We start from the raw sequence: 18,570 nt of genomic DNA, 5'->3' as shown, positions 1-18,570 counted from the left end.
GCGCATCACGCATTCTCTGAGACGCCGGTCCCTTCGGGGGCCGGCGTCTTCGTGTGTGCTGCCGCATCCCGACGCCGGCGTACCGCGACCAGCGCGCCGAACACCGCCAGCGCCAGGAGGCTCCCCCACGCGAGGAGCAGCTTGATCCACGGACCGAGCGTGACGGCGGGCGTCAGCCCCGTTCGAAGAGGGACATCGGACAGCATGTGCCCGGCTTCGTCAGCAGGAAGCCCGTCGATCGTCGACCCGTCGGGGGCGATGACCTGGCTCGTTCCGACCGTGGAGAGGTTGACCACCGAACGACCGGTCTCGACCGCCCGCATGCGGGCGAAGGCCAGCTGCTGGAGATTCTCGTCGGTCCCGCGGAAGTCCGCGTTGTTCGTCTGGAACATGTAGACCTCGGCGCCCTCCCGCGCGCCCTCCCAGATCACGTCGTCGTAGATCACGTCGAAGCAGATGGCGAGGCCCACGCCGACGCCGTCCACGTCGAACATCGGCGACGACGTCCCCGGCGTGTATTCGCGCTGGATGAGGTCGATCAGGTCCGGCGCGAAGTTGCGGTAGAGCCACCGGTCCGGGACGTACTCTCCGAAGGGCACGGGATGCCGCTTGTCGTACGTGTCGACCGGATTGTCGGCGCCCTGCTCCCACAGCAGCGACGAGTTGAAGTACTCATCGCCTCGCTGCGTCACCGCGCTCACGAGCAGTGGAGCGCCGATGCGCGCGCCGAGCGAGTCGAGCACCGCCGCCGTGCCGTCGTTGGTCGTGGGATCCGAGTCGATTCCGCCCTCCGGCCAGAGAAGCACGTCCATGTCTTCGTCCAGGAGCGGCTTGGTCGCCTCCAACTGGGCTCGGAGGATGTCATTCGGCCCGCGGTCGTCGAAATAGCCTGCGGGGCCGTTTCCCTGGACGGCGCCGACTCGGATGCTTCCGGCATCCGTCGTCGAGAACTGCGGCGTCACCACCAGGACGAGGGCGGCGATCAGGGCGGGCAGAGCCGCTCGCCAGTCCCGGAGACGTCGGGCGCGCACGTACTCCATCGCCGCCGCGCAGACGAAGACGAGAAGGAAGGACAGTCCCGAAATGCCGACCCACGACACCGCGTCGGCCAGAGGACTGCTGGACTGCGTGACCCCCAGCCTTCCCCAGGGATAGCCCCCATACGGGAAGGTCCCCAGGATCTCTTCGCGAAGCGCCCACAGCCCCGCCACGACCGCCGGGAGCACGAGCAGACGCCCCCACAGGTCGGGCAGCACGCGGGGCAGCCAGCGGTAGGCGAGGGCGATGGGAATGCTGAAGACGGCGGTGAGCGCCGCCTCGAGCGTGGACAGCGCGATCCACGGCACGGGGCCGAGGTAGCGCGCCGTGAACGACAGGTTCACGAAGAAGAAGGCGGCCCCGAACGCGAAGCCGACGAGCAGTGCAGACCAGCTGCGGCGCCCGACGAGACCGACGAGCGCGAGCGGCACGGCCGCGAAGACCGCCGGCCACCATGCCAGCGCAGGGAACGCCGTCGTCAGCACGAGGCCGCCGGCAGCCGAAGCGACCACCGCAGCCCAGAGCGGAAGGATCGGGCGCACGGGCTCGGGAGGAACGGGAGCGGCGGGCACGAATCGAGCCTAAAGCCCGCAGGGCGGACTGCGTGCCTCGCGGGGCGCGGGGGAAGGTCAGACCGACGAGTATGAGACGATGCCCCGCCGCACGGCGTCCAGCGCCCGGCGAGCAACCGTGCCGACCGCAGGCTCGGCGACCAGCGAGAGCTGATCGAGCAGATCGATGGTCTGCTTCACCCAGCGAACGAAATCCCCGGCTGCCATGTCGGCTTCGAGCAGCACACGGTCCAGGGCCGCGCCGCGCGCCCACGAATGCATCGCCTGGGCGAGGCCTGTCGCGACGGGCTCCGTGCCCGGAAGGCTGTGGTCGCGCTCGAGGTCATCGAGACGCAGCCAGAGATCCTGAGTCTCGGCGAGGGCTGCACGGAACGGCCCACGCGGAAGTCGGTGCTCCCCGGGGTCCGCTTCGTCACGACGCGGCTCGTACACGAGACAGGACGCGAGCGCCGCGAGGGAGGCGGGATCCAGGTCCTTCCAGATGCCTGTGCGCAGGGACTCGGCCACGAGCAGGTCCCGTTCGCCGTAGATGCGACGCATGGTGCGCCCCTCGGCGGTGAGGGTGGTGGTGCCCTCGTCGTCCACCGCGACGTAGTCGAGCTCGCCCAGCACGTCGACGACCCGGTCGAAGATCCGCGCGACGGTGCCGGTGCGGTTATCGATCTGGCGTCGCAAGCCGTCCACCGTGCGCTTGAGGCGCCAGTAGCGCTCAGCCCATCGCGCGTGGTCCTCGCGGTCGGGGCACTGATGACACGGATGCCGCTGCATCCTCTTTCGGAGCGAGGCGATCTGGCGCTGCCGCTGGTCGCGGGTCGCACGCGATGCGTTCGCGTCCTTGCGATTGGTCTTCTCGAGGTCGCTGAGCTCGCGGCGGATCCGGGAGTACTCGGGGAAGTCCCCGCGGTCGCAGGTCATCGCCCGCTCGTACCCCGCCAGCGACTCCTCCTGCTCGCGCACCTGCCGGGCCAAGCCCACCACCGCACGGTCGGCCTGGAACTGGGCGAACGACGATTCGAGGATCTCGCGCGCCCTCCCCCGGCCGAACTGATCGATGAGGTTGACCGCCATGTTGTAGGTGGGGCGGAAGCTCGAGTTGAGCGGATAGGTGCGACGTGAGGCGAGTGCGGCGACCGCCTGCGGATCGAGTCCCTCGGTCCACTGGATCACCGCGTGGCCCTCGACGTCGATTCCTCGGCGACCTGCCCGGCCGGTGATCTGGGTGTACTCCCCGGAGGTGATGGCGACGCGCGCTTCGCCGTTGAACTTCTCGAGCTTCTCGAGGACGACGGTGCGTGCCGGCATGTTGATGCCGAGCGCCAGCGTCTCGGTGGCGAAGACGACCTTCACGAGCTTCCGCTGGAAGAGGTCCTCCACGACCTCCTTGAACGCAGGAAGGAGCCCCGCATGGTGCGCCGCGACGCCGCGCTGGAGGTTGTCGAGCCACTCCCAGTACCCGAGCACCGCGAGGTCCTCGTCGAGCAGCGTGCGGGTGCGATCCTCGACCGTCGCCCGGATCTCCAGGCGCTCCTCATGGGTGGTCAGCCGGATGCCGGACCTGCGGACCTGCTGCACAGCGGCGTCGCACCCCGCGCGGCTGAAGATGAAGAAGATCGCGGGCAGCAGGTTTCCCCGCTCGAGCAGCTCCACGACCTCCGGACGGTCGAGCCTCTCGATCCGCTGCACGTTCGCCGATCGGACGGGCCGGGTGCCGCCCTTGCCGGGGCGTCGACGAGGAGCCTCATGACCTCTCGCTGCGGCGCTGTTCATCGACTGCGCCCGCCGATTGCCCTCGTACGTCGGACCCTTGAACGAGCGGATGCGCATGAGCTCCTGGTTGACCTGGGCCGTGGCTATGCCGGCTCGATCGTCGAAGAGGGGCAGGATGTCGCCTCGCACCAGCACATGCTGCTCGAGCGGTACGGGCCGGATCTCCGAGACGATGACGTCGGTGTCTCCGCGCACCGTGTCCAGCCAATCGCCGAACTCCTCCGCATTGGACACCGTGGCAGAGAGCGACACGAGGCGTACGTCGGACGGAAGGTGGATGATGACTTCCTCCCAGACGGCGCCGCGGAAGCGGTCGGCGAGGTAGTGCACCTCGTCCATCACGACGTACCGGAGGCCGCGCAGCGCCGAGGACCCCGCATAGAGCATGTTGCGCAGCACCTCGGTCGTCATGACGACCACCCGGGCGTTGCCGTTGATGTTCGTGTCACCGGTGAGGAGACCCACATCGTCTGCGCCGTAGATCTCGACGAGCTCGCGGAACTTCTGGTTCGACAGTGCCTTCATGGGGGTCGTGTAGAACGCCTTCGCGGGATGCCCGCCTTCGACTGGCTCGCGCATCGCCAGGTGGATCGCGAACTCGCCCACGATCGTCTTGCCGGCACCCGTGGGGGCGGCCACGAGCACGCTGCGCCCCTCCTCGAGAGACCGGCATCCGGCCAGCTGGAAGGGATCCAGTTCGAAGCGCTGCGATGCCGCGAAGTCGGCGGTGATGGGATGCGCGCGGTCCTCGCGGGCCCGGGAGTACCGCTCGGCCGGACTCGGCTCGATCACGCCTGGGCCCCACCCAGTGCCAGCGACGATTCCCGCTTCGCACGGCGCCGGTCGAAGAGCACCGACAGGCCGGCCGCGAGGAAATAGAGGACAACCATGATGCCCGCGAGAAGGAGCATGGAGGTGATGTCCGCTGCGGGGGTGGCGAGGGCCGCGAAGGCGGTCGCGATGAGGATTGCGACGCGCCAGCCTTTGAGGATCGCACGACCGGACATGATTCCGGCGAGATTCAGCGCGACGAGGAAGACCGGGAGGACGAAGGCGACGCCGATGACGATGAGGAACTTGAAGACGAAGTCGTAGTAGTAGTCGTACCGGTAGAACTGGGCCATCCCGGTCGGCACGAACTGCGCCATCAGCTCGATGACGTGCGGCAGGATCATGAGCCCGACGAAGCATCCGGCGAAGAACAGTGGGATCGCGGCTCCGAGGAACCCCCAGGTGTAGCGGACCTCCTTGCGGGTGAGTCCGGGCATGATGAACGCCCAGATCTGCCACATCCAGATCGGCGCCGAGATGAGGAGCCCGATCGCGAAAGCGATCCGCATCCGCATGTCGAACCCGCCGGTGATCGTGTCGAAGTTCAGCTGGACGAACTCACGCCCCTCTTCCTGGGCGATGTCGCGGATGGGCGTGGTCAGCAGCTCGATGATCGGACCGGTGATGAAGAAGGCGACCACCATGCCGATGACAAGCGCCAGCGCGGCGATCATCAGACGCCGGCGAAGCTCGATCAGATGATGAGCCAGCGACATCCGCTTGTCGCGGGGCGGGCCGGCCGTGGCCACAGCCTAGGGCTTGGGTTCGACGGTGTCCGAGGGCGCCGTCGATGATGCCGTGGCCGAAGTCTCAGCGGCGGGCGAGGATGTCGTCGTAGCGGCACCGTTCGCGTTGGCCTGCTCGTCTTCGTCTTTCATCGCCTTCATCTCACCCTTGAAGACACGCGCGGACTGGCCCACGCTCTTCGCGAGCGCCGGAAGCTTCGCCGCCCCGAACAGGAGCAGGATGACGGCGAGCAGGATGAGAAGGTGCCAGCCGTTCAGGTTGCCGAGCATGATGCACTCTCCGTAAGTCAGGGTGTAGGTGGATCTATCCTAAGCCCGCCGGGTCCGGGGAGTACGGCAGACGGGCGCCCTCACTGGTACTGCGCGAGCCCCGCCGCTGCCCATTCGGCGGCCGCCAGCCGGGCGCCCTCGGGCTCGATGATCTCCAGCACGCCCCCGCGCCGCGTCGCGAGCCGGCGCAGGCTCAGTTCATCAGCCACCCGCATCGTCGCCGTGGAGACACCGTCCTGCGTGTCGATGGATGCCCGGTCCAGGTACTCGCCGAGCAGCGGCGCGACGGACTCGGGGAAGCGCACCCGCACCACGACGTCCTCCCCGTCCTGGAACCAGTCGGGAACGGGTTCGGCCCCGTGAGAGGTCGGGATGCCGGTCAGCCGCATGTCGCTGACCCGATCGAGGTGGAAGGTGCGCATCGCGAGCCGGAGATGGCACCATCCCTGGAGGTACCACTGCCCGTTCGCGATCTGCACCTTCACCGGGTCGACCGTGCGGGTGGTGGGGGCGGCATCCGGTGCCTTGTAGGTGAACGACACGGCGACCCGCTCGCGGAGCGCCTCGGCGACGGCGGTGCGGACCTCGTCGACCGGCTCGGATGCGACGATCACCTCAGGCGGCGTGGCCGACGCCCCCCGCGAAAGCTTCGCGAGGAGGCCGGCGAACAGCGCCGTGTCGCCGACGCCGGGAATGGTCCGCGCGAGCTGAAGCCCGGCGAGCAGAGCCGCGGCCTCGCGCGCCGTCAGCCGCGGCGACCGCTCGAGCCCGACCGAGTTCGTGATCGCGATCACGCCCTGCTCGTCCAGCAGATCCCAGTTGATGTCGAAGAGCTCGTTCGGCATCTGCCAGAAGCCGGCGTCTCCGGGCAGCCCGATGACGGTCAGCTTCTCGACCATCTGCCGCATCTGCTCGGGAGTGACGTCGAACTCGGCGGCGGCCTCGGTGAGCGAGACCTCGCCCTTTCCGATCAGGTAGGGCACGAGCTGGAGCATGATCGCAGCGCGATCCGTGGCGATGAGCGGCCGCCGGGTGTTCACTGGGCACCTCCGTGCAGCGCGAGTGCGGCGCCCAGCCGGGCGATGACCTCGGCCCGCAGCGTCTGGGGCTCCACCACGCGCACCTCGGGTCCGTAGGAAGCCAGCTCACCCGCGAAGACCTGCACATCGACATACGGCACGCGGATGCCCTGCGGCGCCGGCCGGGCACGGCGGCTGAGGCGGAGTGCGGCCTCCGTGCCCGGATTGACCTCGAGAAGGGCGAGCTGCCGCTCGGCGAGCTCCTCCAGCCCCACGAGGGCACGATCCCCTGCTCCGTCGCGCAGCGACGGGTCGAAGCTCTGGCGGGTCACGACGACATCCCCGACGATGCGAGAGAGCAGGAACGTGCGGTCCGCGCCCACGCCGAGGTCGACTCCGAAGACGTGCCAGCGCGCTTCGTACTCGATGAGCGCGAGCGGCTGCACCCGTCGGGTGCGGGGCACGTCGTCGCCCGGCTTGAGATAGGGGAACGTCACGACGTGGCTCTGCTCGATCGCCTGCTGGAGGGTGGCGAACGACGGCTCGCGCAGGCTGATGCGCGGCGAGTAGCCGATGATCGGGTCGTCCACCGCGATGCCGAGGGCGCGGATCTTCCGAAGCCCGCTGCGAGCCTCGGCCGACATCGAGCTTTCGCTCCACACGCCACCGGCGAGGTTCAGCAGGGCGAGCTCGGCCGGGGTGAACTCGATGTCGTCGGGCAGCTCGTACTCGGCCGTCGGAACGCGGTAGCGCGCCTCGCGAAGATCGTCCGGGTCCAGCCGGTCGCCGATCGTCTCGATGGGAACGCCGAGGGCGCGGAGGTTCTCCTTGTCGCGCTCGAACATCTTCTCGAGGGCGTCCTTCTTGGCGCCCGCCTCGCTCTGCTCGCGGTAGCCCGAGACGGACGTGAGAATCGTGTCCTTCGTCAGCCCCTGCTCGGTCGCCATGAGGGCGACCACGAGGTTGACGAGCCGCTCCTCCGGAGGGTTGCGGGGCAGGGCTTTGGCGGGCACTCCCTCATCCTAGGGTCGCCCGGCCGCACGAGACTCAGCCGGTCGGCGCCTGATCCAGCCCGAGAACGTCGATCACGAACACGAGCGTCGACCCTGCAGGGATGCCGGCCTTCTCCGTGTCGCCGTAGCCGAGGTCCGGCGGGATCACGACGAGCAGCTGCGAGCCCACGGTCGCGCCCTTGACGGCCTCGGCGAATCCGGGAACGACGGAGTCCAGCGACAGGGAGGCCGGCTGGCTGTCCCACGAGCTGTCGAACACCTCGTGGTCGGCCCACGTCACGCCGGTGTAGTGGACGCGCACGGGCACATCGCCGGTCACTTCGGGTCCCTCGCCCTTGATCAGCGTCTGGACCACGAGCTTGCTCGGCGCGGAGGCGTCCGGCACGATGATGCCGGGCCGTCCGTCCGGAGCCCGGACGACCGTCGGGAGGCCGAGCGCGTCGTTGTACACCAGCGAGCCCTGCGCGCGAGGAAGGTACACCTTCTGCAGGTCGACGACCGCGACCGCGGATTCGTCCTCGGCGAGTCCCAGACTGGCGGCGGCTTCGGGCTGGATGCCGCCCGGCTCGAGGGCGACCACGACGCGGCTGCCCTCCGTGGCGCACTTGAGGGCCGACTCGAACGCCGGCACCGATTGCGCCCAGGCTGCGGTTGTCGAGACTCGAGACAGATCCCCGTCGTACGACGACGAGTACAAGGCCTCGCCGGTCTCACCGCTGATGACCTGCAGATCCAGCACGAGAGCCTGATTGGATGCGGACAGAGCCGGGCCCGAGCCGACCTCGAGATCTGCGAACGAGGTGCTGTCGACGTGGAAGGGCGTGCGAACGGTGACCTCGGGCGCACTGCCGAAGTCGCCCGAGACCGTCACCAGATCGGTCGCCGCCGTATCGGAGGCTGGACGGGAGCAGTCGTCGTAACCGGCCGGCAGCGAGCAGCCGGCGAGACCGACTGCAGCGAGCCCGAGGACGGCGAGAACAGCGGGGATCTTGCGCACCGGAACAGTCTAGGCGGAAGCGTCCGGCTCACCCGTCCGACCGGCGGCCTCGCGTGCCCCGTCGGCGGCGCGCTGGGCTTCGCGGACGCGCTTGCGCAGGTTCTTGTCGGTGATCTGCCGATCCCCGACCGCACCCGGCGTCCATACTTCGACGTCCTCGTCGCCATAGCTCGTCTTGGACGCACGCCGCTTCTGCTCGGGGGCGATGGCGCCGGGCGCCAGCCGCCGAGCCCAGATGAGGAACCCGGTGTGGGCGACCATGCGGTGATCCGGTCGGACGGCGAGCCCCTCGACATGCCAGCCGCGGACCATCGTCTCGTTCGCTTCGGGCTCGGTGAACAGCCCGGTGCCGCGGATGTACTCGGCGACCCGGCTGAGCTGCGTGGCGGTGGCGACGTAGCAGAGGACGACTCCACCCGGCGCCAGCGCATCGGCCACGACCTCCATGCACTCCCAGGGGGCGAGCATGTCCAGGACGACACGATCGACGGATGCCGGAGCCACGGCGTCCGGCAGCGCTTCGCCGAGGTCCCCGACGACCACCTCCCAGTTCTCGGGCTGCTCACCGAGGAACGTCTCGACGTTGGCGCGCGCGACATCGGCGAAGTCGGAGCGACGCTCGAAGGAGACCAGCCGTCCGTCTCGTCCGATCGCACGGAGCAGCCATAGCGACAGCGCGCCCGAGCCGACGCCCGCCTCGACCACGACGGCTCCGGGGAAGATGTCAGCCTCCGCGAGGATCTGCGCGGCATCCTTCGGATACACGATCGCGGCGCCGCGTGGCATGGACATCACGAAGTCGCGAAGGAGCGGGCGGAGTGCGAGGTACTCGTGGCCGCCGCTGTTGGTGACCACCGAGCCGTCGGGCTGGCCGATCAGCTCGGTGTGCTTGAGGACACCGTGGTGGGTGTGCAGCTCTCCGTCACCCCGCAGAGTGATGGTGTGCAGGCGGCCCTTGGGCCCGGTGAGCTGGACTCGATCCCCGATCCGGAAGGGCCCGCTTGGCCGTGGCGATGTCATCGGACCGACTCCCGTCGCTGGACGTGTGATTGGTGGAACTCCGCGACGTCCAGCGCGGTGCGACCTTCGAGACTGGGCCAGATGACGTGCGCGCCCGCCCCCGCGACGGAGACCATGAGCGGCACGCCGATCACCGATGCGCCGGAGGCGACGGCGGAGCGCAGGCCGTTCGGCGAGTCCTCGATGGCGACGCAGTCCGCCGGGTCGACGCCGAGTGCGGCGCAGGCCTGCAGATACGGGTCGGGGAAGGGCTTGGGGCGGGTGGCATCGTCTCCCGCGATCACGACGTCGAACGCGTCGAAGTCGATGAGGTCGACCACCGAGTCGGCCATCCGCCGCAGCGACATGGTCACGAGGGCCGTCTTGATGCCGGCATCCCGAAGGCTCGTGAGAAGCTCGCGGGCACCGGCCCGGAAGGGGACGCCCTTCGTCGCGAGCTGGTCCATCACGTCGTCCGTGAGGTGGTCGACGATGTCGGTGATCCCCATCCGGACGCCGGCGTTCTGGAAGATGCGGGCGGAGTCCTCGAGGCCCAGGCCCACAAGACCCAGCGCCTGCTCGTGCGACCAGGTGCCGCCGAAGCGCTCCACGAGCGGTGTCTCTGCGGCCATCCAGTACGGCTCGGTGTCGACCAGGGTGCCGTCCATGTCCCAGAGGACAGCGGAGGGAAGGGGCGCATTCACTGGACCATGCTACCGAGGCGCCCTCGGTGGGCCGCCGCGCCGAACTCAGGGCGGCGCCGTGCGGGCCCCGGACGCCTATTCTGGAGGAAACCCCGCAGGGGTGGAGGAGGCTGCGTGGACGGACTGGGACGCCGAGTGCTCGTTGCCGCATTCGACGGCTGGAATGATGCGGGCGAGGCTGCCTCGTCCGCGATCTCCCAGCTGCGCGAGAGCGGCGAGTACAAGCCGGTCTTCTCGATCGATCCCGAGCTGTACTTCGACTACCAGTACACGCGGCCGCAGATCTCCACGGACGGCGACGGGACCCGCGCCCTTCGCTGGCCGGAGGCGACGATCCTTCGTCCCACACGGGCGACCCGCGGCACCCAGCTCTGGCTGCTCACGGGGGTCGAGCCGGCACGCGCCTGGCAGGCGTTCGCCGGCGAGTTCCTGGACGTCGCGCTCCGCGAGGATGTCACCGGCTTCGTCGCCCTCGGCTCGATGATGTCGGACGTTCCTCACACGCGCCCGATCTCGATCTTCTCGGGCAGCGAGAACGAGCAGCTGCGCACGGCGCTCAGCCTGGAGCGGAGCACGTACGAGGGGCCCGTCGGCATCCTGAGCGTGCTGTCCCATGCCGCCGACGCTGCCGGAATCCCCGCAGCAAGCCTCTGGGCGAGTGTTCCGCACTACGTCGCCGGCCACACCCCGTCACCCAAGGCGACCCTCGCGCTCCTCGACCGCCTCGAGGATCTGACCGGCGCCAAGATCGATCGCGGCGACCTGGCCACAGAAGCCGCGGCGTGGGAGGCCTCCATCGACGCGGCGGCGGCAGACGACGAGGAGATGACGGAGTACATCCGCCAGCTCGAGCGCACGCGCGACACGTGGGACTCCCCCGAAGCGTCCGGCGACGCGATCGCGCAGGAGTTCGAGCGATACCTCCGTCGGGGCGGAAGCAACGACGGCCCGACCAAGCCCGGTCGCGACGAGCCTCGCCGCTGACCCCACGTCGTAGAGCCTCGCTCGCGGAACCTCGGGTCGGCGCGAGGAGCCGGCATGCCCGGTCGGCAGCGGCATCCCGGCCCCGACCCGGCACCGCCGATTCAGTAGGGCTGCAGGATGCCCAGGCTCAGCAGGACGATCAGCGCGCCACCCAGGAACAGCCGGTAGATCACGAACGGCAGGAAGCTGTGCTTCGAGATCCAGTTCATGAGGAACGCGATGATGCCGAGCCCCACCAGGAATGCGACGGCGGTCGCGACGGCCGTCTCCCCGAGTGAGTAGACGCTCGGCTCGTCGAGGCTCTTGAAGAGCTGATAGAGGCCGCTGCCGAAGACGGCGGGAATCGCGAGGAGGAAGGCGTAGCGGGCGGCCGCGGCTCTCTCGTAGCCGAGGAACAGGCCCATGGTGATCGTGCCGCCCGAGCGTGAGACGCCCGGGATGAGCGCGAGCGCCTGGGCGAGACCGTAGAGGATGCCGTGAGGCACCGTGAGATCGGTCATCTTGCGGCGCTTCGCACCCACCCAGTCCGCGACGCCGAGCAGGATCCCGAAGACGATGAGTGTGCCCGCGATCAGCCACAGCGAGCGGAACGTCGTCTCGATCTGATCCTGGAAGAGCAGTCCGAGGACCACGATCGGGATGCTGCCGATGATGATCAGCCAGCCGAGCTTCGCATCCGGATCGTTGCGCGGAATCCTGCCGAACAGCGCGCGGAACCAATGCGAGACGATGCGCACGATGTCGCGCCAGAAGAAGAGCACCACGGCTGCCTCCGTGCCCAGCTGCGTGATCGCGGTGAAGGCCGCACCGGGGTCCTGAGCGCCCGGGAGGAACTCGCCGAGGATGCGCAGATGTGCACTCGAGGAGACGGGGAGGAATTCGGTGAGGCCCTGGACGAGGCCCAGGATGATCGCTTCGAGGAGCTGCATCGGCGCCTTTCAGTAGGTGCGGAGGAGGTCGGTGAGGACGGTCTGGCCGAACAGGAGCGCGTCGACGGGCACTCGCTCGTCGACTCCGTGGAACATGCCCGTGAAGTCCAGGTCGGCCGGCAGCCGCAGTGGTGCGAAGCCGTACCCCGCGATGCCGAGAGTCGACAGCGCCTTGTTGTCGGTGCCTCCCCCGAGGAGATACGGAATGACGGGCACGCCGGGGTCGTGACGCCCGAGAGCTGCGACCATCGACTCGACCAGGTCGCCCGCGAAGGGCACCTCCAGACCGATGTCCTGATGGACGATCTGCACGTCGACGTCATCGCCGACGATGGCGCGGATGTCGGCGAGCACGGCGTCCTCAGTGCCGGGCAGAGCGCGGACGTCGATCAGCGCCTCGGCGCGATCGGGGATCACGTTGTGCTTGTAGCCGGCGGTGAGCCCGGTGGGATTCGTCGTGGTGCGCAGAGTCGAGCGGATGAACCCGGATGCCGGGCCGGCCGTGCCGGCGAGGGCGTCCGGGTTGGCAGCATCCCCACCCGTGAGCGACGCGAGTCCGTCCAGCAGTGCTCGAGTCGTGTCGGTGAGACGGACCGGCCACTGGGTGCGCCCGAGCGCCGCCACCGCCTCGGCGAGGCGGGTGACCGCATTGTGGGGATGGAGGCTGCTGCCGTGGCCGGCGCGGCCCCGCGCCACGAGCCGGATCCAGATGAGGGCCTTCTCTCCCACCTGCAGCAGATACGCACGGCGGCCGTCCGCGGCGATCGAGTAGCCGCCGACTTCGCTGATGGCCTCGGAAGCGCCCTCGAACCATTCGGGACGATCGCGGACGACCAGGGCCGAGCCTTCGACGCCGCCGTTCTCCTCATCGGCGAAGAAGGCGAGCACGAGGTCCCGCTCGGGCTGCTCTCCCGCGCGCAGGAGGTCGGCCACCGAGGCGAGGATCATGGCATCCATGTCCTTCATGTCGACGGCGCCCCGGCCCCACAGCATCCCGTCGTGGATCTCCCCGGCGAACGGGTCGACGCTCCAGTCCTCGGCGATCGCGGGAACGACGTCCAGATGTCCGTGCACCACGAGCGCGGGCTTGTCGCGGTTCCGACCGGGTACGCGGGCGACCACGTTCGTGCGGCGCGGGATCGGCTCGTAGAACTGCGGCGCGAGCCCGAGCGACTCGAGGTAGGCACCGACGAACTCGGCGGCCTCGCGCTCTCCCTTGGCCCGGCCGCCACCATAGTTGGTCGTGTCGAAACGGATGAGGTCGCGCGCGATCTGGACGACCTCGGGCAGGTCGTATTCGGGCGAAGGCATGCGGAACAACTTACCGGTCAGAGGTTGCCGCTCTGTTTCGGTCGAGTCACCCGGTGACATGGTCGGTGACGGCAGCGGGATTCGGCCACATCGCCCCTCCACGCGCCGCTGCGCGTCGCGCGGAGCCTCTGCGATGCGGGACCGCCGCGGGCCAGTTCGAAGAGCCAGCTGCCGCCGGAACATGAAAAGAGCCGGTCCTGGCGGACCGGCTCTTTTCATGTTGTGACCCCAGCGGGATTCGAACCCGCGTTACCGCCGTGAGAGGGCGGCGTACTAGGCCGCTATACGATGGGGCCGGAAGACAACCGTTCAATTATGCCATGGGCCTCACACCTGAACCAAATCGAGGCAGGAACGGGATTCTCCCCTTGTCCGGAGCCCCGGCGGGGGCATTGACTCGACGCATGCGAGTCACCAAATTCGAGCACGCTGCGCTCACACTCGAGATCGACGGCGGAAAGCTCGTGATCGATCCCGGGTCGTTCACCCTCCCTCTCAGTGACCTCGGCACGGTCGTCGCCGTGGTGATCACCCACGAGCATCCCGATCACTGGACGCCCGACCACCTCGACCGCATCCTCAGTCACGCCGAAGGGATTCCGATCTACGCTCCGGCCGGCGTCGCGCAGGCGGCGCCCGGCTACGACATCACCGTGGTCTCGCCCGGCGAGTCCGTGAGCGCAGAGCCTTTCGCGCTCGAGTTCTTCGGCGGGAAGCATGCCGTCATCCACGAGTCTCTCCCCGTCGTCGACAACGTCGGGGTGCTCGTCAACGGCCAGTTCTACTATCCGGGCGATTCGTACGCCATCCCCGAGGGAGTGGACGTCAAGCTGCTCGCGGCGCCCATCGGGGCGCCCTGGCTCAAGATCGGCGAAGCGATGGACTTCGTCCTGGCCGTCGCGCCCCAGCAGGCGTTCGGCACCCACGACATGACGCTCTCTGTCATCGGACGAGACATGGCGAGGGCTCGGATCACCTGGGCCGTCGAGCAGGGCGGCGGCGAGTTCCTCGCGCTGGACCCGGGCGACGCAACGGACATCTGATCACAGCCCGCTCATCGGGAGACGACGGATGCCGCGGACCTGAGAGGTCCGCGGCATCCGTCGTCTGGTGGCTACTGTGCGTCGAGATCCGTCTCGAGCAGTGCGGCCAGTTCGTCGAGAGCCTGGTCGGCACCATCGGCGTCGGACTTGAGCGTCACGACGGTTCCGTGGCCGGCACCCAGGCCCATGAGCGAGAGGATGCTCCCCGCGTTCAGGTCGGGGCCGCCCTCCACGGCGATCGTGACAGGGATCTTCTTCTCCTGGACCGCCTGCACGAACAGCTTGGCTGGGCGGGCGTGCAGTCCTGAACTGCTGGCGATGGTGGCTTGGCGTTCTGCCATGAGAGCTCCTTGTCTGAATGCGTGGATGCGAGTCCGATTATGCCGGTATCAGGCCAGGACGGCCACGGGTTCGAACGGCGCCTCCGCAGCCTCGAGCTCCTTGCGACCGACCCAGCGCTTCAGCGCGATCACGACAAGCGCCGTCACGACGGTGCCGGCCACGAGCGCCACGAGGAAGCCCCAGATCGGGTTGATCGCGAACAGAACGAAGATTCCGCCGTGCGGGGCGAGGGAGGTCACACCGAACGCCATGCTGAGACCGCCGGTCACCGCACCGCCTGCCATGCACGCCGGGATGACGCGCAGCGGATCGGCTGCGGCGAACGGGATGGCGCCCTCGCTGATGAACGCCGCACCGAGCAGCCACGCCGCCTTGCCGTTTTCACGCTCGACCGGCGGGAACAGGTTGCGGGCCATCACGGTGGAGGCGAGCGCCATGGCGAGCGGCGGGACCATCCCCGCGCACATCACGGCCGACATGATGAGGTACGGCGTCTGGTTCGCGTCCGAGCCGGCGGCGAGGCCGGCGACCGCGAAGGCGTACGCCACCTTGTTGATCGGCCCGCCCAGGTCGAAGCACATCATGATTCCGAGGATGACCCCCACCACGACGATGAGGCCGGTCGCGGCCAGATCGTTCAGCCACGTGTTCAGCGAAGCCATGAGCGTGGCGATCGGGCGGCCGAGGAACAGGATCAGGATGCCGGACGCGACGATCGAGGCGATCAGCGGGATGATGACCACGGGCATGAGTCCACGCAGCCAGCGCGGCACGTCGAGCTTGGCGAACCAGAGAGCCACGAAACCCGCCATCAGGCCTCCGGCGATGCCGCCGATGAAGCCGGAACTCATCAGCACCGCCACGGCGCCGGCGACGAAGCCCGGCGCGATTCCCGGCCGGTCGGCGATCGCGAAGGCGATGTAGCCGGCGAGAGCGGGTACGAGGAAGTTCATCGAGGTGGCCCCGATCATGAACGCCACCGAGCCGAGGTACTGTCCGAGACCACCCGCCGGAAGATCCCAGAGCGCATTGTTGACGATGACCGTGCTCGCGTCCTCGGTGACGTTGTAGCCGCCGAGAAGGAAGCCGAGCGCGATCAGAAGACCGCCGCCCGCGACGAAGGGGATCATGTAGCTGACGCCTGTCAGCAGGATGCGCTGAATGCGCGCGCCCCAGCCGACGTTGGCGTCGCTCGTTGAAGACGCGGCCGCGGCCGCAGAGGCGGTGACGCGAGCAGACTGCGGGTCGTTGGCGGCGGCGACAGCCTCGTGGATCATCTCGTTCGGCTGTTCGATGCCGCGCTTCACGTTCGACCGCACGACCGGCTTGCCTGAGAACCGCTGCTGTTCGCGCACATCGACGTCGGTCGCGAAGATCACGGCATCGGCCTCGTCGATGACGCTCTGCGGGATCGCCTTGTAGCCGCTCGATCCCTGCGGCTCGACCGTGAGGTCGACGCCGAGCTTCTTACCCTGAGCAGTCAGCGCATCCGCGGCCATGAATGTGTGGGCGATACCCGTGGCACACGCGGTGACCGCGACGATCCGCGCGGGGCGGCCGTCGACGGTCAGACCCGATGCCGCGGATGCGGACGCAGCCGGGACGGCCGCGGCCGCATCCGCGGGGGCGAGCGGAGCCGAGGCATCCCCTTCTCCGATCGCATTGCGCACGATCGCGACGACGTCATCGGGCGTCGAGGCGGCGCGCAGCCCCGACGTGAAGTCGTCCTGCATGAGACTGCGGGCGAGCTTGGACAGCACGGCGAGGTGCGCTTCGGCCGCATTGTCGGGTGCCGCGATGAGGAAGACCAGGTCGGCCGGTCCGTCGGGGGCGCCGAAGTCGACGCCCGGGAGCAGGCGGGCGAAGGCGAGAGAGGGGACGGTGACGGCGGCGCTCTTGGCGTGCGGGATCGCGATGCCGCCGGGGAGTCCCGTCTCATCCTTCTGCTCGCGGGCCCATGCGTCGGCGTACAGCGCCTCAGCGTCGGTGGCGCGGCCCTGCGCGACGACGCGCTGGGCGAGCGCTCGGATGACGGCAGCCTTGTCGCTGCCGAGCCCGACGTCGATGCTGACGAGCTCCGGGGTGATGGTCTGGGACACGATGACCTCCAGGTGGGTGATATGCGGATTCAGGCGAGTGTTCGGATGTGGACATCGCCGACCGGGAGGTCAGCGGGTGACGGCGCTTGCGTTCCCGGGAGGGATGCCGCAGCGGCGCCGTATCGGATCGATCGGCGCAGGCGCTCGTCGGGCGCTGCTCCATCGAGGTCGGCGAGCAGGTAGCCCGCGAGCGAACTGTCGCCGGCACCCACGGTGCTGGCCACGCGGATGCGAGGAGGGATGCCGGCCCATGCGCCGCCGGCCGTGACGAGGACCGCGCCGTGCGCGCCGAGTGTCACGAGCGCAGCTCCGACTCCATTCGGCACGAGGGTGCGCGCGAGGGGCAGGACGGCGGTGGCGAGGTCGTCGCCGGCTTCGAGTGCGACGGACGCGAGCTCGGCGAGCTCTTCGTCGTTGGGCTTGATCAGGTCGGGACGCCCTTCGGCTACCACGGCAGCCAGGGCGGCGCCGGAGGTGTCGACGGCGATGAGCGGACCATCCGTCGTCCATCGGGCACGCACCGCTCGGATGACGTCGACGTAGAAGCCGGTGCCGGCGCCGGGTGGGAGCGACCCGGCCAGAGCGAGCCACCGCGCTCCCGCGCAGGCCTCGACGACGGCGTCGATGATCGCCTGGACGTCGGCGGGAGCCAGCTCGGCCCCGGGGAGATTGAGCTTTGTGGTGACGCCGCTCGGGTCGGTGATCGTGACGTTCGCCCGCGCGTGGCCGGTGATCGCGACGCGCCGGGCGGCGACGGTGGTCGCACGCAGGGCGATGTCGAACGGATCATCGACGGCGAGGGGCAGGACGGCGAGCGATCGGGCGCCGGCCGCGGCGACGACCCGGGCGACATTGATGCCCTTTCCGCCCGCATCCTCGCGAGCGGATGTCGCCGCCTGCACTTCGCCGGGCGCCAGGGGCTCGGCGAGGGTGATCGTGCGGTCGAGTGACGGGTTGGCGGTGAGAGTGACGATCATGCGGTCCAGACCTCCACATCAGCGTCGGCGAGTGCCGCCGCGAGTTCTCCGCCGGGTGCGGCATCCGTCACGAGGATGTCGATGTCGCCCAGCTGTGCGAATCTCACGAACGACTCGACGCCGAACTTGGCCTGATCTGCGACCAGCACCGTCCGCCGCGCCGCCCGGACGATGGCGGCCTTCACCGCGGCCTCGGCGGGATCCGGAGTGCTGAGGCCGAACTCTGCGGTGACGCCGTTCGTGCCGATGAATGCCAGGTCGGGGCGCAGTGAGTCGAGCGCAGTCAGGGTCGCCGGGCCCACGGCGGCCGCGGTCAGGCCGCGCACCTGTCCGCCGAGAACCGTCAGCTCGACATCGCTGAGGAGCGATAGCGTGTGAGCGACAGGCACGGCGTGTGTCACGACGTCAAGCTGTGCGCCGGTCACGGCGACTCGGTCGCCCAGCGCTGCAGCAACCGCGCCCACGGTGGAACCTGCATCGAAGACGACGGCACCGCGGTACCCATCGGTGATGACATCCAGAGCCCGACGCGCGACGCGCTGCTTGGCATCGGCGTTGACCGACATGCGTTCCGCGATGGATGGCTCGGCGATGGCGCCGGAGCGGAGGGGCACCGCTCCCCCGTGCACACGACGCAGTGCCCCGACCTGCTCGAGGGAGTCCAGGTCGCGACGGATCGTCTCTGTGGTGACCCCGAGGTCATCGGCGAGGGCCACGACCGATACGCGGCCGCGCTCGGCGAGGTGCCGGGTGATGTGAGCTTGTCGCTCCGTTGCGTACATGTGGTCCTCATCGTCAAGGTCTTCACACAGTACAACAGATATACAGCTATAACAAGCCATACCAACAGAAACGCAGATTCACACCGGTGAGATGGAGCAGGACCGTTTCAGAGCGCGGCCAACCGGTGAACAAGAAGAAGTGGGGGG

General features: G+C 68.9%; 17 protein-coding genes and 1 tRNA gene. 2 read left to right on the top strand and 16 right to left on the bottom strand.

The genetic code is table 11. The features are described 5' to 3' along the window. Nucleotides 1-5: 5 nt before the first annotated feature. The 9 genes from lnt to AC1DP3_RS03735 all read right to left on the bottom strand — a co-directional run bounded on the left by lnt (nucleotide 6) and on the right by AC1DP3_RS03735 (nucleotide 9,956). Nucleotides 6-1,610, bottom strand: a complete 1,605-nt coding sequence (lnt, locus tag AC1DP3_RS03775; RefSeq protein ID WP_477291424.1) for an apolipoprotein N-acyltransferase — start codon at nucleotides 1,608-1,610, stop codon at nucleotides 6-8. Between the two features lie 57 nt (nucleotides 1,611-1,667). Beyond that, nucleotides 1,668-4,169 carry a DEAD/DEAH box helicase gene (locus tag AC1DP3_RS03770; protein WP_477291422.1) on the bottom strand — a complete coding sequence of 834 codons (2,502 nt, stop codon included), beginning with the start codon at nucleotides 4,167-4,169 and terminating at the stop codon, nucleotides 1,668-1,670. Continuing rightward, the gene (gene tatC / locus AC1DP3_RS03765) at nucleotides 4,166-4,924 is read right to left on the bottom strand and encodes a twin-arginine translocase subunit TatC (RefSeq protein ID WP_477291871.1); all 759 of its coding nucleotides are present in this window, start codon (nucleotides 4,922-4,924) and stop codon (nucleotides 4,166-4,168) included. Before tatC ends, AC1DP3_RS03770 begins: the two co-directional genes overlap by 4 nt. 36 nt (nucleotides 4,925-4,960) lie before the next feature. Continuing rightward, nucleotides 4,961-5,224, bottom strand: a complete 264-nt coding sequence (gene tatA, locus AC1DP3_RS03760) for a Sec-independent protein translocase subunit TatA (RefSeq protein ID WP_477291420.1) — start codon at nucleotides 5,222-5,224, stop codon at nucleotides 4,961-4,963. Between the two features lie 80 nt (nucleotides 5,225-5,304). Beyond that, entirely contained in the window at nucleotides 5,305-6,264 is a 960-nt protein-coding gene (locus tag AC1DP3_RS03755) for a helix-turn-helix transcriptional regulator (protein ID WP_477291418.1), read from the bottom strand. Then, complete coding sequence (locus AC1DP3_RS03750) at nucleotides 6,261-7,256, bottom strand: helix-turn-helix transcriptional regulator (RefSeq protein ID WP_477291416.1); 996 nt, start codon at nucleotides 7,254-7,256, stop codon at nucleotides 6,261-6,263. Before AC1DP3_RS03750 ends, AC1DP3_RS03755 begins: the two co-directional genes overlap by 4 nt. A 34-nt stretch (nucleotides 7,257-7,290) precedes the next feature. Beyond that, on the bottom strand, nucleotides 7,291-8,253 hold the full coding sequence (locus AC1DP3_RS03745; protein ID WP_477291414.1) for an FKBP-type peptidyl-prolyl cis-trans isomerase: 963 nt from the start codon (nucleotides 8,251-8,253) through the stop codon (nucleotides 7,291-7,293). Between the two features lie 9 nt (nucleotides 8,254-8,262). Continuing rightward, nucleotides 8,263-9,273 (bottom strand): tRNA (adenine-N1)-methyltransferase, encoded by a 1,011-nt coding sequence (locus AC1DP3_RS03740; protein ID WP_477291412.1) that lies wholly within the window; start codon nucleotides 9,271-9,273, stop codon nucleotides 8,263-8,265. Then, the gene (locus tag AC1DP3_RS03735; RefSeq protein ID WP_477291410.1) at nucleotides 9,270-9,956 is read right to left on the bottom strand and encodes an HAD family hydrolase; all 687 of its coding nucleotides are present in this window, start codon (nucleotides 9,954-9,956) and stop codon (nucleotides 9,270-9,272) included. Before AC1DP3_RS03735 ends, AC1DP3_RS03740 begins: the two co-directional genes overlap by 4 nt. 114 nt (nucleotides 9,957-10,070) lie before the next feature. On the opposite strand from AC1DP3_RS03735, the gene AC1DP3_RS03730 reads away from it, so the two are divergent. Further along, nucleotides 10,071-10,940, top strand: a complete 870-nt coding sequence (locus AC1DP3_RS03730) for a PAC2 family protein (RefSeq protein ID WP_477291408.1) — start codon at nucleotides 10,071-10,073, stop codon at nucleotides 10,938-10,940. Nucleotides 10,941-11,041: 101 nt separating this feature from the next. On the opposite strand, the gene AC1DP3_RS03725 is transcribed toward AC1DP3_RS03730, so the two are convergent. The 3 genes from AC1DP3_RS03725 to AC1DP3_RS03715 form a co-directional block, all read right to left on the bottom strand. Next, on the bottom strand, nucleotides 11,042-11,869 hold the full coding sequence (locus AC1DP3_RS03725) for an undecaprenyl-diphosphate phosphatase (protein ID WP_477291406.1): 828 nt from the start codon (nucleotides 11,867-11,869) through the stop codon (nucleotides 11,042-11,044). 9 nt (nucleotides 11,870-11,878) lie between these two features. Continuing rightward, nucleotides 11,879-13,180, bottom strand: coding sequence for a M20/M25/M40 family metallo-hydrolase (locus AC1DP3_RS03720; protein WP_477291404.1), 1,302 nt, complete (start codon nucleotides 13,178-13,180; stop codon nucleotides 11,879-11,881). Between the two features lie 223 nt (nucleotides 13,181-13,403). Further along, nucleotides 13,404-13,476 (bottom strand) — tRNA-Glu (locus AC1DP3_RS03715). A gap of 108 nt (nucleotides 13,477-13,584) precedes the next feature. On the opposite strand from AC1DP3_RS03715, the gene AC1DP3_RS03710 reads away from it, so the two are divergent. Next, nucleotides 13,585-14,223 (top strand): MBL fold metallo-hydrolase, encoded by a 639-nt coding sequence (locus AC1DP3_RS03710; RefSeq protein ID WP_477291402.1) that lies wholly within the window; start codon nucleotides 13,585-13,587, stop codon nucleotides 14,221-14,223. A 71-nt stretch (nucleotides 14,224-14,294) separates the two neighbouring features. On the opposite strand, the gene AC1DP3_RS03705 is transcribed toward AC1DP3_RS03710, so the two are convergent. Genes AC1DP3_RS03705 through AC1DP3_RS03690 form a run of 4 tightly spaced genes read right to left on the bottom strand, consistent with a single transcriptional unit; the run spans nucleotide 14,295 to nucleotide 18,423 of the window. Continuing rightward, nucleotides 14,295-14,564: an HPr family phosphocarrier protein gene (locus AC1DP3_RS03705; protein ID WP_477291400.1), complete on the bottom strand. Its 270-nt coding sequence runs from the start codon at nucleotides 14,562-14,564 to the stop codon at nucleotides 14,295-14,297. A 48-nt stretch (nucleotides 14,565-14,612) separates the two neighbouring features. Beyond that, the gene (locus AC1DP3_RS03700) at nucleotides 14,613-16,664 is read right to left on the bottom strand and encodes a PTS fructose transporter subunit IIABC (RefSeq protein WP_477291398.1); all 2,052 of its coding nucleotides are present in this window, start codon (nucleotides 16,662-16,664) and stop codon (nucleotides 14,613-14,615) included. Between the two features lie 29 nt (nucleotides 16,665-16,693). Then, entirely contained in the window at nucleotides 16,694-17,641 is a 948-nt protein-coding gene (locus tag AC1DP3_RS03695) for a 1-phosphofructokinase (protein ID WP_477291396.1), read from the bottom strand. Then, nucleotides 17,638-18,423, bottom strand: coding sequence for a DeoR/GlpR family DNA-binding transcription regulator (locus tag AC1DP3_RS03690; RefSeq protein ID WP_477291394.1), 786 nt, complete (start codon nucleotides 18,421-18,423; stop codon nucleotides 17,638-17,640). Before AC1DP3_RS03690 ends, AC1DP3_RS03695 begins: the two co-directional genes overlap by 4 nt. Nucleotides 18,424-18,570 lie beyond the last annotated feature (147 nt).

Source organism: Microbacterium sp. P5_B6 (assembly GCF_056400345.1).
The sequence above is the reverse complement of the archived record's forward strand: the minus strand, read 5'-3'. Positions and strand labels throughout refer to the sequence as shown.